Consider the following 14,977-nt stretch of genomic DNA (forward strand, 5'->3'; position numbering starts at 1 on the left):
AAATCTGGTTGGGCTGTTTATCCTTTCCCCGTTTTCTTGTATTTTGATACTTTCTATAGGGTAGGAGAGATTATCTATTGCCTAAGTACTTCTATCGATTGATTCTGTTCACGTTGTTGTTGGTAGCCGCACCCGTTGTATCCATCGGGATGATTTCCTATCACATCGCTTCTCAGGATATCGAAAGAAAGGTCAATGAGGGCAATGCGCAAATTCTGTTGCAAAACCAAATGCGAATCGAGGAAGTATTAAAAAATGTAGAGATGGCGGCGGTACAATATTTAAATTCGTCTCTGGTGATGGATTCGATTCACGATCCTTTGACGCCTGAGGATTTTCAGACGATAGCGAATCTGGGCAGAGGTCTGTACAATCTGCATTCGTTATCGGGGGTAGCCGACACCTATCTGGTGAATATGGAAATGGATTGGATGATCAGCAAACTCGGGTTTACAACGATCAAGGAATTTTCTGACCGGAATGTCCTGGATGAATATGCGGATTATCCGCAAAATTTGTTTTGGCTTGCTTCCGGTTCCGGTCAAGGAAAGCAGGATAACGGCGTTCGAGAAAAGGAGGGGGACCGGATTCGCCTGATCGTCAAGCTGCCGATGATTGCCACGTCGACGGCACCCAAGGCCTTGCTGCTCATAGATATGTCCCATAGCGAGCTGGAACAAGATTTGGCACAGGACAAAACCTTGGGAGATATTTATATTTTGAATCGCGAACGGGTTCCTTTTTTGTCCAATCCGGGTTCTGTTCCTATACAGGATGTGGTCATGGAGAAGCTGAGGACCGTGACCGATGCCAGCGGTTATTTTGAAGGAGACGCTATGGCGGTTAACTATAAGGTGTCTCCCTATAATAATTGGACATATGCTTCCGTCGTATCCATTGAGGGAATGACCAGGGAGTCCAAAAAAATTGCTATGTTAACGTTAAACGTATGTTTGGTTATCTTTGTCGTGATCGCCGCCATTGCTTTTTACGGGAGCCGGCGAATGTATTCGCCTATCCGAAGACTGTTTGTCATTATGGAACAGATCGGAGGAGAACCCGCCGATTCAAAGAAGAAAGATGAGTTCGCTTTTATCGAGGACCGGTTCCATGCTTTATTCAGTACGCGAAAACAGCTGCAGCAGCAGCTTCATGGGCAGCTTTCGCAGATGAAAGAGTTTTTTTTGCTTAAGCTGTTTATGGGGCAAATTACGGAAAGTGAATTTTTGTTTAAAAGCGAGACTTATGGTTTCGCCGGCAAGGGGAAGGCTTTGGGGGTGCTGGCGCTGCAAATCGATTCCCTGCAGGAAACCCGATATATGGAAAGCGATAAGGAACTGCTTCTTTTTGCGATCAATAATATCGTAGGCGAACTGCTGCCCGGCCATCGTTTGGTTGGCGCCTTGCTTTTCGACCAGTCTCAGGTATCGCTGTTGACCGGGGACACGGACGAGCCCGCTGAGAACAAGGCGTATTTTCATCAAACGGCCGAACAGATTAAATCGAAGGTTCATGAGCTGCTGCAGCTTAAAACAAGCATCGGGATCAGCCGTTCGTTTTTCCGGTACACCGATGCAATGAACGCTTACTCCGAAGCCTTGGATGCGCTGAAACGAAGAATTAGACTTGGAAGCGATATCATTCTCCATTATGACGATTTCGTCCCGGCGCATGGAGATGTCAAAAGCCTGATTCCTCCATTACATCATCTGGAAGACTACATAGTGAATGCGTTTACATCCGGAGATGCCGAATCGGCGATGGAGCATTTTGATCATTATGTGGCTTCGATCACGGAGAGAGACATCCAGTTTAACGACTATCAGGTTTTCATGCTTCAATTGGTTGCACGCATCTATCAATTGGTTCGGAATGAAGGAGGGAGGCTGGACGGTCTGATCGGTTCTAATTCCGCCGTAACGCAATTCGTGAAGTTGAATACGGTGCAAGAGGTGTCGGTATGGTTTAAGACGGAACTGCTGCCGCCGACCATTGCGTTTTTTAAAAAACGTGCGGATTCGGAATATATTAATACCGCACATCAAATGGTTCAAATGATTCATGAGCAATATGATGAGGATATATCGCTCGAGTCGTGCGCAGCGGCGCTCAAATTTCATCCGGTGTATTTAAGCCGGGTGTTCAAGAAGGAGATCGGCGTTACGTTCATTGAATATTTGACGGATTACCGGATGACGATGGCAAAAATGATGTTAGAACATACCGATCTGAAGATTACGGAAATCGCGGACCGTCTCAATTATACGAATTCAACCGGCTTTATCCGGACATTCCGGAAGCTGACGGGGATGACGCCGGGACAATACCGGCAAACCCTTTCCAAATTAAAGTAGACGCAGGCACGGCATGCGGATTTGCCTCGTATGTTAAGACGTATCGTATGAAATAAAATTTGCAGCATGACTTGATGAGGTGGTACATCATGTTAAAACAGGCAGCGGTCGCGGTTTGTTTTCTGTTTGTATTGTTGTCGCCGGTATTACCGCAATCTTCAACGATGGGCAGCGAGGGCTGGAGCGCTATAGCGATTCTGGTCTTGGCGGTCGTCCTTTGGTTAACCAACGTCATTCCAGCCTCCGTCACCAGTATGATGGTCGTCGTTCTCGTCTCGCTGCTGGGCATCCTGCCGTTCGAACAGGCTGCGCAGGCGCTGGGCGAAGAAGAAATATGGCTGATCTTATCCATGCTCATCATGGGAGTGGCGGTGGAGAAGTATGCTTTAGACAAGCGTCTTGCCTATAATATGCTGCTGTTGGCGGGAGGCAGCGTCAAATCGATTATCTTGTACCTGATTGTGATCGCATTTTTGCTTACGTTTTTCATGCCGAACGCATTGGGCCGGTTAACTGTGCTTTTGCCGGTAAGCATAGGGATGATTGAAACCATGAAAGAACAAGGTGGCGCCCATTTCGGGAAATTAGTGCTCCTCACCGTCACTTTCGTACCCTATGTCAGCACGATCGGTCTGCTTACGGGAGCCGGGGGCTCCATTTATGCCGTAGGATTATTTGACTCCATGTTAGGTCATCGGTGGAGTTATGTAGACTGGATGCTGTTGATGATGCCGATTGTCGTCGTTGTTCTCGCCGCTATGTGGATGCTGCTCCTTTATTTATTTCCGCCCGAAACAGCCGTATTGACCGGGAGCGATCGGTTTTTCAGACAGGAAAAAGAGAAGCTCGGCCCTATGACTGCAGCGGAGAAGAAACTGATTGCACTCTATCTGCTGCTTGCGCTTCTTTGGATGACCAGCAGTTTGCACCATCTTCCGATAGCCCTGACCGGCGTTCTGGTGGTCACGCTGTTGTTCATTCCAGGCATTCAATTATTAACCTGGAAAGAAGCGATGGGCAAGGTGGATTGGGGAGTTCCGCTGTTGTTTGCCGCCGGCTTTGCGCTGGCGGATGCTCTCAATGAAAGCGGCGTGGTAAGATGGGCCTCCGGTTTGGCCACGAGCTTATTGGCGGATCTGCCGGCAGCCATTCTCGCCGCTGCCATGATGACGGCCTTTATTCTTATTCGAATCGGATTTACCAACTATACCGCCATGGTGGCTTCCTTGCTTCCCGTGGCATTGACGTTCGCCGCCGGAAGCGAACTGAATCCGCTCTGGCTCGGGATGCTCTGCGTAGCGGCCAGCAGCATCGGTTATTTTATCCCGACCCAATCTGCCGGCAGCATGACTACCTTTGCTATGGGTTATTACACGGGGAAGGATTATCTGGTCGTCGGCAGTTGGATCACCCTGCTTCTTTTCCTGGTTACGATGCTTGCCGCTTTCTTCTATTGGCCGCTGCTCGGCCTGAGCGTATATCCCGGATAATTCAGATAGTTTAAGCGATTCGGCACCCGAGCCAATGGAGTCAATCAAAGAAGAAGGCTGCACCGCACTTGCCCAAGCCGGTTAGCAGCCTTCTCGTTTGTTTTATAACGATTTGCGGTAAATCGCAAGGACATCTTCACGGTCGAGGGATTTAAAGTGTCCGAACACGCCCCTGGCCATCGCTTTGTCCGCCATCAGCTCCAACTTCTCTGCGTTGATGCCATAGTCCGCCAGCCGACTGGGTGCGCCGATGGAGGACCAGAAGGAACGAAGTGCCCGAATGCCTTCCAAAGCCGTTTCGCGGTCGCTCTTGCCCTGGGGATCAATCCCGAATACATTAACGGCGAATTGCTTGAACCGTGAGACGCCTTCATCCAGCACATGTTCCATCCAGTTAGGGAAAAGAATCGCCAATCCTCCGCCGTGCGGAATGTCGTAGACGGCGCTCACGGCGTGCTCAATGTTATGGGTAGCCCAGTCACCGCGGATTCCCATGGCAAGCGTGCCGTTTAAAGCCATCGTCCCGCAGTACAGAATCGTTTCGCGGTGTTCGTACTGCTTCAGATTTTCCAGCAGCTTGGGCGCTGTGGCGATCACGGTACGGAGAATGGTTTCACAAAACCCGTCCTGGACCGGGGTATTTCCGGTATGGTTGAAATACTGTTCTATCACATGCGACATGATATCGACGATCCCGTAAACCGTTTGGTCTTTGGGCACCGTATAAGTAAACTCGGGATTGAGGATGGAGAATTTGGGGAACACCAGCGGACTGCTCCAACCGTACTTTTCCTGCGTTTCCCAATTGGTGATAACGGAACCCGAATTCATCTCCGATCCGGTGGCCGCCAAAGTAAGCACCGTACCGAGAGGCAGGGCTTCTTCAGCCGTCGCCTTGCGTGTAATAATATCCCATACATCGCCTTTAAACTTGGCGCCAATGGCAATGGCTTTAGCACAATCGATGACGCTGCCCCCGCCAACGGCGAGAATGAAATCAATCCCTTCTTTTCGGCAGAGGTCGATCCCTCTTTGTACAGTGGTCAATCGGGGATTTGGTTCGACGCCGCTTAATTCATGCACGTGAGCATCAAAACCGTTCAACCGGCGCATGACTTCATCGTAAACCCCGTTTTTCTTGATGCTGCCTCCCCCGTAAACAAGCAGAATCTTCCTGCCGATGGGCGGGATTTGCGTACCGAGATGCTCCATTGTATCTTTACCGAAATAAAGTCGGGTCGGATTATAGTACATAAACGTATCCATAAGTTTCCTCCGATTGATTAGAATTTTGGATAGCAGGATCAAACCATTTCCTGGCTCCCCCCCATTATACCAAATGACTTCATCGCAACCAAAAAAATTAAGCCGGAGCAAGCTCCAAAAAGAATAAATTGTGCTATACTATTGCATGGAATTTACAAAACATTAATATTTCCAAAAGAGTGGGGAAAACATGGGAGAACTGCAACTTTCACTTCGTCGATACGGGCTTGTTACGGTGCGCCGTCTGCCCCTGCTTTTATGTTCTCTTTGGATTGTATTTTTGGTAGAGCTATTAAGCCGCGGCCAATGGCTGGATGCCTTCGGATGGACTTTCGATGCGGTCCCGGAGCTGCTTCTCAATACCTTGATTGTTTTAGGCTTATTGCTATTTCTAACGGCGCTCACGGGCAGCATACGTCTTTCGTTTTGGCTCATAGCCGCATTATGCTTAGCTTTCGGGCTGATCAGCGGAATTAAACTGGAAATTTTGGGCGTGCCTTTTTTGCCATGGGATTTGCTGTTGGCCAGCGAAACGAAAGATATGACACCGTATCTCGGCGGTCTGCTGAGCTTTACGGTCATGTCCGGGTTCATTCTATTCTTTGTGATCAGCATTCTGCTGCTTTACAAGCTTTCGAAGACAGCGCTTCAGATAGGCAGAAAGCAGCGGGTTGCGATGGGGCTGATTTCCGCCTTGCTGCTGGTTTCTATCTATAACGACGGAGAGCTCTCGTTAACCAGGCTGGCAAAGATCAAAAATATCGCATACGACCAAACGCTGAATGTAAAAACCAACGGCTTTTTGTTAACGACCATGATGAATTTAAAATATCTTTTCCTGAAAGCGCCGAAGGGGTACGATGAGTCCTCCATTCGGTCGATTGCCTCGGGCGTCACTCCTGCGGTAACGCAGGCGGGGGACGTCAAGCCTAATATTATTATCGTTTTGAGCGAATCGTTCTGGGACATCACCCGGGTTGAGGGATTGAAGTTTAGTCGGGATCCTCTGCCGTTCTACCATTCGTTAGTCGAAAAGTATACAAGCGGCACCCTGCTGTCCCCACAGTATGGCGGCGGGACCGCAAATGTGGAATTTGAAGTGCTGACGGGCAATTCGATGCGCTTTTTGCCGCAGGGCTCGATTCCGTATAACCAATATATCCATAAAGCAACCGATTCGCTTGCGAGCATTTTGAGGCGTCAGGGGTATGAAGCTACGGCGATCAACCCGTTTCACAGCTGGTTTTACAACAGCAAGAACGTATACAACCATTTCGGCTTCTCCAAATATATTTCGCAGGAATTTTTTGAACCGGATTACGAGGGACCTTATATAGCCGACCGGGCTGTGGCCAAATATATCATTCAATCAAGCGATGAGACGCCGGGACCCGATTTTGTTTTTGCCAATACGATGGAGAACCATTACCACTATTCCCCCGGGAAGTTCAAGGAAAATACGATTCAGGTGACCGGAGTGACCGGAGAGTCCAAGGGTCTTATTGAAACGTATGCGCAAGGGCTCTTGGGTGCGGACGATATGCTTAAGCGTTTGGTGACGCACTATGAGCAAAAGGGAGAGCCGACGATCATTGTTTTCTTCGGCGATCATCTGCCAAGTCTCGGGGATAACTACAAAGCGTATAAAGACTGCGGCTATTTGCAGGAGAACGACCCGAATTTTCTTGACAAAATGTATCGTGTTCCGGTTCTTGTATGGAACAATTATTTGCCGGAGCACAAGGAACAGTTAAATATGAGTCCATCATTTCTGGGGCCTTATGTGCTGAAGCTGGCGCAAAGACCCGGCAGCTATTATACCGATTATTTGTATCGGCTCGCTCAGCACACTCCCGTGATTCCTCCCAAAAATTACTATCCGCAAATGGGAATCGACGAGGAGGCGTTAAAGGAATATGAAAAGCTGCAGTACGATATTCTGTTCGGAAAACAATACGGCTATGGCGATTGGAAAAACACCATTAAAGACCCGGCTTATGTTTTAGGCTTTGGCGATCTGCAGATTGATCATGTTCATGTGAATGAAACCGGCCGGGAACGGATTGTCAAAATCACCGGCAGAGATCTGCCGCATAATAGTATCTTGCATATCAATGATAAACCGGTGAAGACAGCATGGACCGATAAACATGAATTGACGGCTATTGTCGAGCCGGAGACGGAGGCGGAGTTTCCCTGGAAGCTGGAGATTGTGGTCGAGGATTCCAAGGGTCATATCGTAGCCAAATCGAATGCTTATGTTCAAACCCGGATGACAGCAGCGGATATGCCATAAAAAGACCTTCAATACCTAACAGGAGTCTTCCATTCCGCGAGAAGCGCCTGGAAGCCGATATTTCCGGAACGGACTTCGGAACTGTCGGCTTTTTTCAATTTGGACAATACCCAGCGGCGATTATAATTGAACGTTGGCTGAAAAAATCGGATCCGCCGTGCCGCGGTCATTTCGATAATCTATTGACAGACGGTGGTATTCGGTGAAACAATAACATAAAGCGGAGGGAAGAAGCTGTCATGGCATTGGCATACCTTTCGTACACGATTGGGCAGACCGCGGCAGGAGGAGGACAGGCCCGTTTCGGCCCCGGTTTCCGGAGCGGACTGAAAAATAAGTCTTGCTGGTGAACGCTCCATCCGATATAGTAGAATAAACCTGAGTTACAACTCCAAAGAAGTGGGGGTGTCCATCCTTTGCCGATCATTCAGTCGGTCGAGAGAGCGCTGCGCATTCTGGATCTGTTCGACGAATACCATAAAGAATTGAAGATCACAGAAATCAGCAGCCGGATGGACTTGCATAAAAGCACGGTTCATTCTTTGTTAAAAACATTACAGGAATATCATTATATCGAACAAAATCCGGATAACGGCAAATACCGGTTAGGGATGAAGCTGCTGGAGCGAAGCAGCCGGCTGGTCCAAAGCCTGGATATTCGGCAGGCGGCCAATCCTTTCTTGCAGAAGCTTTCCAAAACGACAGGGCAAACCGCCCATCTGGTTATTCTGGACGGGAAAGAAGGCGTTTACATCGATAAGGTGGAAGGCGATAAAGCCGTCATACGGTATTCCCGTATAGGCCGACGCATTCCACTGCACTGCAGCGCCGTAGGGAAAGCCCTTATTGCCTTTAAATCGCCGGAGCAGATCCGCTCCATTCTTAAAGGGTACGAATATCAAAAGCACACGGAGAAAACAATCCGGACCGAAGAGGCTTTTTTACAGGAACTGGAGCGTGTAAGAAAGCGGGGATATGCTACGGATGATCAGGAGAACGAGCCTGGGGTTTTCTGTATCGCCGCGGCGGTCAGGGACCATTCGGGGGAAGTGATTGCGGCGATCAGCGTATCGATGCTCAAAGCGAGAGTGACGGATGAGGATAAAGAGGAGTACGTCAAGCTCCTGCTGCAGACCGTCGAAGAGCTTTCCGAGCGGATGGGATACGGCGTCATGCTCAAGTGAACACGCGGGCGGCAAGCTTGTATAAGCTTGACCCGTTTCTTTTTAGTTATATTATAAAACCAAGTTTTATAATATAAAACAATAACCGGGTAAAAGTCCGGTGGCAAAAGGGAGAGAATGACATGAGTGAATTATTGACATCTATCATGGGAACTCAAGGCGAACAATTATACCGGCTTCATACACATGCTCAAGGCCCTCAAGGTACGCTTCCACTGACGCCGGACATGCTGCTCCATGAGCCGAGCGGGAATCTGTTCGGGCTGACGCAAAACGTAGGGATGGGCTGGAAGCCGTCCGAACTGAACGGCAAGCAGGTGCTGCTGCTCAGCACCCAGGGAGGGATTCGTGCGGAGGACGGCCGTCCGATTGCGCTCGGGTACCATACCGGCCATTGGGAAGTAGGGCTGCTGATGCAGGATGCGGCCAATGAAATCCGGAAGATCGGCGGAGTGCCGTTCGCAGGGTATGTCAGCGATCCGTGCGACGGAAGAAGTCAGGGCACCGAGGGGATGTTCGACTCGCTGCCTTATCGCAATGACGCCGCTATGGTCTTCCGCAGATTGATCCGTTCGCTTCCCACACGCAAAGCGGTCATCGGCATTGCTACCTGCGATAAGGGCCTGCCGGCGATGCTGACGGCTCTTGCAGCCATGCGCGAGCTGCCATGTATCATTGTCCCCGGGGGAGTGACACTGCCTCCTTCAAACGGGGAGGATGCCGGTAAAATCCAAACGATCGGGGCGCGATACTCGAATGGAGAACTATCACTGGAGGATGCGGCGGATCTCGGCTGCCGGGCATGTGCGACGCCCGGCGGGGGCTGTCAGTTTCTGGGTACGGCCGCTACGGCACAAGTCGTCGCCGAAGCGCTCGGACTGACAGTTCCGCACGCGGCGCTTGCTCCGTCCGGTCAGCCGATCTGGCATGAGCTCGCCCGCCAGTCGGCCCGCGCCGTCATGACGCTGGAGTCGAAGGGGCTGCGCACACGCGACATCGTCACGGATGCGGCCATTCGCAATGCGATGGTTGTCCACGCGGCCTTCGGCGGCTCCACGAACCTGCTGCTGCATATTCCGGCCATCGCTCATGCGGCCGGCTGCACTATCCCTGCCGTTCAGGATTGGGACCGTGTCAACCGCGATGTGCCGAGGTTGGTCAGCGTTCTGCCGAACGGTCCCGTGTACCATCCGACGGTCAGGGTGTTTCTGGCAGGAGGGGTGCCTGAGGTCATGCTGCATCTGCGCAAGCTCGGCTTGCTCGACGAATCGGTTCTTACCGTAACGGGCGAGACGCTGGGGACTGTGCTCGATTGGTGGGAGACCTCAGAGCGGAGGGCAAAGGTGCGCGAGGCGCTGCAGCAATTGGACGGGATCCGGCCCGATGAGGTCATCATGAGTCCGGAGCAGGCACGGGCCCACGGAATGACGTCCACCGTCACGTTCCCGACCGGAAATATCGCGCCGGAGGGCTCCGTCATTAAATCGACCTCCATCGATCCAACGGTTGTGGGACCCGGCGGCGTTTATCGCCATAAAGGGCGGGCGAAGGTGTTTACTGCTGAACGGGATGCCATCCGGGCCATCAAGACCGGAGGCATTGTGGCCGGCGATATTATGGTGCTGATCGGCCGCGGCCCGATCGGCTCGGGAATGGAAGAGACGTACCAGTTGACTTCCGCGTTGAAGCATCTGCCGTTCGGAAAGCATGTGACGCTGATTACGGATGCGCGATTCTCAGGTGTATCCACCGGCGCCTGTATCGGCCATGTAGGTCCGGAAGCGCTTGCGGGCGGGCCGATCGGCAAGCTGCGGGACGGCGACTGGATTGAAGTCGTGATTGACCGCGAACGGCTGCAGGGCAGCCTGCATTTTGTCGGCGAAGGGGACACCTTCTATACGCCCGAGGAAGGAGCCGAGGTGCTGGCCCGGCGATCGCCTCATCCCGGTCTCGCCCCTGACCCCGGTCTGCCGGACGATACCCGCTTGTGGGCGGCGCTCCAAGGGGCCAGCGGCGGAACGTGGCGCGGCAGCGTGTATGATGTGGACCGCATTATCACGCTGCTCGAAGCCGGCAAGAAAGCGCTTGGATGGTAAAACGTGCGGTGTGCTTGGCCGATGTACAGCGTTAAAGCAAACAGCCGAAGGGTGGCCTGACCCCTCGGCTGTTCAGCTTCAGGGCACAACTCGTGTCCGGTGCGCCTATCGGGAGCAAAGAGGTTTTACAAAAATAGGGTTGGCGTGATAGCATGAGGTCAAAGGTTCGCCTTAAAAGGTTTAAAGCATGGATGCTTTGAAGATGATTCTGATGAAAACAGGGGAGTTGTGATCATGGTTCAAGCCGGTCTTGTCGTTTGTGTAGGAGAGCTTTTAATCGATTTTTTTTGTACAGACATTGATGTCGATTTAAAGAAAGGCGCTAATTTTGTCAAGCAAGCCGGCGGAGCCCCTGCGAATGTGTCGGCGGCCGTCGCCAAGCTGGGGGGAAATGCGGCGTTTGTCGGCAAAGTAGGCAGCGATCCGTTCGGCGGGTTTCTGATCGAGGTGCTCGATCAGGCCGGCGTCGTTACGCGGATGATTTCCAAAGACGATACGGTGAAAACGACCATGGCTTTCGTTTCTTTGCAGGCGAACGGGGAGCGGGACTTTGTCTTTTACCGCGGCGCCGATGAGCGGCTGACCATAGCCGATGTGGATCTGGAGTACATATCCAAAGCGCGTGTGATGCATTTTGGTTCGGCAACAGCCCTGCTTGGCGGCGAATCCCTCGAAACCTATTTTGCACTGATCGATCAGGCCAAAACAGGCGGAATATTCGTCTCTTTCGACCCGAATTTCCGGACCAATCTGTGGCAGGGAAGAGAAGCCGAATTCATCGAGCGTTCGCGCAAAGGGATCGGACAAGCCGATTTCGTTAAGGTGAGCGACGAGGAGCTGCGTCTGATTACCGGGCAAGAAGATAGGCTGGAGGGCGTGCGGGACATGCATCAATGGGGGGCGCGCGTCATTGCCGTCACGCTGGGGAAGGAAGGGACGCTGCTTTCCGCCGCCGGGCAGCACGCCGTGATTCCGAGCGTCGCCATCAAGTCTGTCGATTCCACCGGTGCCGGAGACTCGTTTGTGGGCGCAACCTTGTTTCAACTGGCGTCCGCGAAGGACCCGCATGCTTTGTGCGACAACTTTGAAGCGTGGAAGAGCATCATTGCCTTCTCCAATAAAGTGGGAGCCATGGTTTGTACGAAAGTGGGGGCGATTGCCGCGCTGCCGTCTCTGGAAGAGGTGGAACGGTTCGGTTAAGAGACGGGAGGGCCCTGAGCTTACCGATGATGCGCGGGGATTTGCTTGCGGCAGAGCTTTTTCGATACTTCTTTCACAAATAAAAAACTACTTTTCACATATGAAAAAAAGATTTATAAAAAACATTTATATAAATATCGTTGACACACATTCATTATGTAATTAGACTGTGAAATAATGCATAAATTTAACTATTTTTGATTTCATAGTTTGCATTAGGATTTTCTATATCGAAAGGAGAAATGAAAAATGAGTGGTCAGACAAGCGGAAGTTATACAATTATTTTGCGAATGGAGCTGGAACCCAACGTAGCATTCATTCAAATCGCTAATGCAATTCATGAAAAAGGCGGCGAAATCGTTGCCGTAGATATTGTGAACCGAAGCAAACAAAAAACGATCAGAGATATCACGGTGTCCGTTTCAAACAGAGAAACCGAAGCTGAATTGATTGAAAACGTTCGCAACGTGCCGGGGATTAAAATCGTCAACATATCGGACCGTACCTTCCTGATGCATTTGGGAGGAAAGCTTGAAGTTCGTTCGAAGGTTCCGATTAAAAACAGGGATGATCTGTCCCATGTATATACACCGGGTGTAGCCCGTGTATGCATGGCGCTTCATGAAGATCCTTCCAAAGCTTATTCGTTAACCATCAAGCGGAATACGGTGGCGGTCGTCTCCGATGGTACCGCTGTACTCGGGTTGGGCGATATCGGTCCGATTGCCGCGATGCCGGTGATGGAAGGTAAAGCGATGCTGTTTAAAGAAATGGCGGATATCGATTCCTTTCCGATTTGTTTGGATACGAAGGATACGGAAGAAATCATCAGGATTGTGAAGTCGATCGCACCGGCGTTCGGAGGCATTAACCTGGAGGACATTTCCTCGCCGCGCTGCTTTGAAATTGAAGAAAGATTAAAAAAAGAACTGGATATTCCTGTTTTTCATGATGACCAGCACGGAACCGCCGTGGTGATGCTGGCGGGATTGATCAACGCATTGAAAATTGTGAACAAGCAAATCTCTGACATTAAAGTGGTGTTCAGCGGAGTCGGCGCGGCAGGCGTGGCTTGCACGAAAATGCTGATCGCGGCCGGAGTCAAGCATATCGTCGGTGCGACGAGATCCGTAGGTATTATCAACCGCAACGCTACATACGAAAACCCCATGCTGCAATGGTATGCGGAGAATACGAATCCCGACAATGTGACGGGAACGTTATCCGACGCGATGCAAGGAGCGGATGTATTTATCGGCTTGTCCGGTCCCGGCGTGATTACGGTAGACGATTTGAAAAAAATGGCCAAAGACCCGATTGTCTTTGCGATGGCCAATCCGACTCCGGAGATTTTACCGGAAATTGCGGAGCCATATGTACGCGTCATGGCTACGGGAAGATCCGATTACCCGAACCAGTTGAATAATGTGCTGTGCTTCCCGGGGATTTTCAGAGGTGCATTGGATTGCCAGGCTACCATCATTAACGAGGAAATGAAACTGGCGGCCGCCTATGCGATTGCGTCTATTGTAGAGGACGCCGAACTGAACGAGCAGTATATTATCCCAAGCGTGTTCAATAACCGTGTGGTTGAGGTTGTCAGAAGAAAAGTCATTCAGGCGGCAGTGGATACAGGGGTAGCACGCAAAGTTCCGCATGAATTTGCATAATCCATCGTCATTCCAAAGTTGTAAAACAAGCCGTCTTTGCGGTTGGCCGCAAAGACGGCTTGTTTTTTTGCTTGCCCATCGGTCGATTCGGAGAAAAAACGGTGCGTGCGAATAGCGGCAGGTTCGGATAAGGCATAATAAGACGAACCCCGTGCACTATATTTTAAACGTAAGGATGAGCAGCTTGAGAAAGATAGCGTGCGGCTTCAAACTCTGTTTCATGCTATTCCTGCTGACCTTGTCGGCCTCCCTCTTGGCACAGCCGCTGGCCGCGGCTCCGAAATCGGACAAGACCAAAATCGAAATAACGGATGGATTGGCAGAAGAAGGCGTCTATTTGATCATCAATAAGACCTCGAACCGGTTGACCGTAGTTCTGAACGGACGGGTTGCGTATTCCTTTCCTGTCGCTACCGGCCGGACAAAGCAGCTCACTCCTACAGGGCGCTTTCATATTGTCACCAAGATCGTCAAGCCATGGTACGTGCGCAAGCGAATCCCTGGCGGCGATCCGCGCAATCCGCTCGGCAGCCGGTGGATGGGGATTAATGTGCCGGGAACGGGCGGCTATACCTATGGTATTCATGGAACCAACCGGCCGTATTCGATCGGCAGCAGCGCATCTTCGGGTTGTATTCGGATGCATAACAGAGATGTCGAATGGCTGTTCAGACATATTCCGCTGGGCACCGTGGTGATTATTCGGGAGTAGCAGGCTTAACGGTAAAAGGTCAGGTAGGGCTGCGACGGGCAAATCAGCGGGTCATACCGGGCAACCATTGAAAAGGGACTCCGAAAGGGGTTCTTTTTTTACCTAAAAGGACGGGGTTAAATTTTCTTCAGCCAAAGCGATGGGCGAATGATGTCGCAATTGCTGCCGCAAGGCATACCATAGAGTAACCTCCAAAATTTTTCACGGACGGGGGGCGTCAACTATGGATCAGTCCATGCCCGTGCTGCTGATTATCTTGCTTTTTTTACTGCTGGTGATCACCCTTTTGCTGCTGTATTGACCGGAAAGAGAAGACGCTCTGACGAAGAAACAGCCCGATCCGCTTTAGGGTGGACCGGGCTGTATGATTTTAGAATCCTTTATATTGCGGCTCTTCATTTTCAAGCTGCTGCACGCGTGAGCTGACTTGATCCACAATCGCTTGTGTTTGCTGGGCGCAATTTTCAAACAGCGTCTTGGCTTCCTGATTTTGCGTCTCTAACGCAAAGCTTTCAAGGCTTGCTTGCGCGCTCTTGAGGGATGCCAGCGTCGTCTTTACTTGGGATGCAACGGTCATTGATATCACCTCCACAAAAAATAATATGGCTCAGTCTTGAGGATTTATGAATGTAAAAAAACTCCTATTAATAACAAAAGGGATTTCGGCAAATAATTGAAACGTTACGTTTTAACCACCGGAAAGGGAGA

At 50.8% G+C, this 14,977-nt stretch carries 10 protein-coding genes; 8 read left to right on the forward strand and 2 right to left on the reverse strand.

Annotated elements, in window-relative coordinates:
• The first annotated feature begins 77 nt into the window (after positions 1-77).
• A complete protein-coding gene (locus IJ22_RS04135) occupies positions 78-2,354 on the forward strand; it encodes a helix-turn-helix domain-containing protein (RefSeq protein WP_062407455.1) in 2,277 nt (758 codons plus the stop codon).
• 89 nt (positions 2,355-2,443) lie between these two features.
• Positions 2,444-3,844 (forward strand): SLC13 family permease, encoded by a 1,401-nt coding sequence (locus tag IJ22_RS04140; RefSeq protein ID WP_062407457.1) that lies wholly within the window; start codon positions 2,444-2,446, stop codon positions 3,842-3,844.
• 102 nt (positions 3,845-3,946) lie between these two features.
• Here the strand turns inward: IJ22_RS04140 and IJ22_RS04145 are convergent, their stop codons facing one another.
• A complete protein-coding gene (locus tag IJ22_RS04145; protein WP_054820146.1) occupies positions 3,947-5,110 on the reverse strand; it encodes an iron-containing alcohol dehydrogenase in 1,164 nt (387 codons plus the stop codon).
• A 190-nt stretch (positions 5,111-5,300) separates the two neighbouring features.
• Here IJ22_RS04145 and IJ22_RS04150 point away from each other — a divergent pair, with 190 nt between their 5' ends.
• The 6 genes from IJ22_RS04150 to IJ22_RS04175 all read left to right on the forward strand — a co-directional run bounded on the left by IJ22_RS04150 (position 5,301) and on the right by IJ22_RS04175 (position 14,269).
• A complete protein-coding gene (locus tag IJ22_RS04150; protein ID WP_082660672.1) occupies positions 5,301-7,406 on the forward strand; it encodes an LTA synthase family protein in 2,106 nt (701 codons plus the stop codon).
• A gap of 416 nt (positions 7,407-7,822) precedes the next feature.
• Positions 7,823-8,590, forward strand: coding sequence for an IclR family transcriptional regulator (locus tag IJ22_RS04155; RefSeq protein WP_062407459.1), 768 nt, complete (start codon positions 7,823-7,825; stop codon positions 8,588-8,590).
• A 122-nt stretch (positions 8,591-8,712) separates the two neighbouring features.
• Positions 8,713-10,686, forward strand: a complete 1,974-nt coding sequence (locus IJ22_RS04160; RefSeq protein ID WP_062407461.1) for a YjhG/YagF family D-xylonate dehydratase — start codon at positions 8,713-8,715, stop codon at positions 10,684-10,686.
• A gap of 234 nt (positions 10,687-10,920) precedes the next feature.
• A complete protein-coding gene (locus IJ22_RS04165; RefSeq protein WP_062407463.1) occupies positions 10,921-11,886 on the forward strand; it encodes a carbohydrate kinase family protein in 966 nt (321 codons plus the stop codon).
• Between the two features lie 249 nt (positions 11,887-12,135).
• Positions 12,136-13,557 carry an NAD-dependent malic enzyme gene (locus IJ22_RS04170; protein ID WP_062407465.1) on the forward strand — a complete coding sequence of 474 codons (1,422 nt, stop codon included), beginning with the start codon at positions 12,136-12,138 and terminating at the stop codon, positions 13,555-13,557.
• 184 nt (positions 13,558-13,741) lie between these two features.
• A complete protein-coding gene (locus IJ22_RS04175; RefSeq protein WP_235594251.1) occupies positions 13,742-14,269 on the forward strand; it encodes a L,D-transpeptidase in 528 nt (175 codons plus the stop codon).
• Positions 14,270-14,639: 370 nt separating this feature from the next.
• On the opposite strand, the gene IJ22_RS04180 is transcribed toward IJ22_RS04175, so the two are convergent.
• Positions 14,640-14,846: a DUF1657 domain-containing protein gene (locus IJ22_RS04180; RefSeq protein ID WP_054818526.1), complete on the reverse strand. Its 207-nt coding sequence runs from the start codon at positions 14,844-14,846 to the stop codon at positions 14,640-14,642.
• Positions 14,847-14,977 lie beyond the last annotated feature (131 nt).

The sequence above is a fragment of the Paenibacillus naphthalenovorans genome (assembly GCF_001465255.1).
Taxonomy (GTDB): domain Bacteria; phylum Bacillota; class Bacilli; order Paenibacillales; family NBRC-103111; genus Paenibacillus_G; species Paenibacillus_G naphthalenovorans.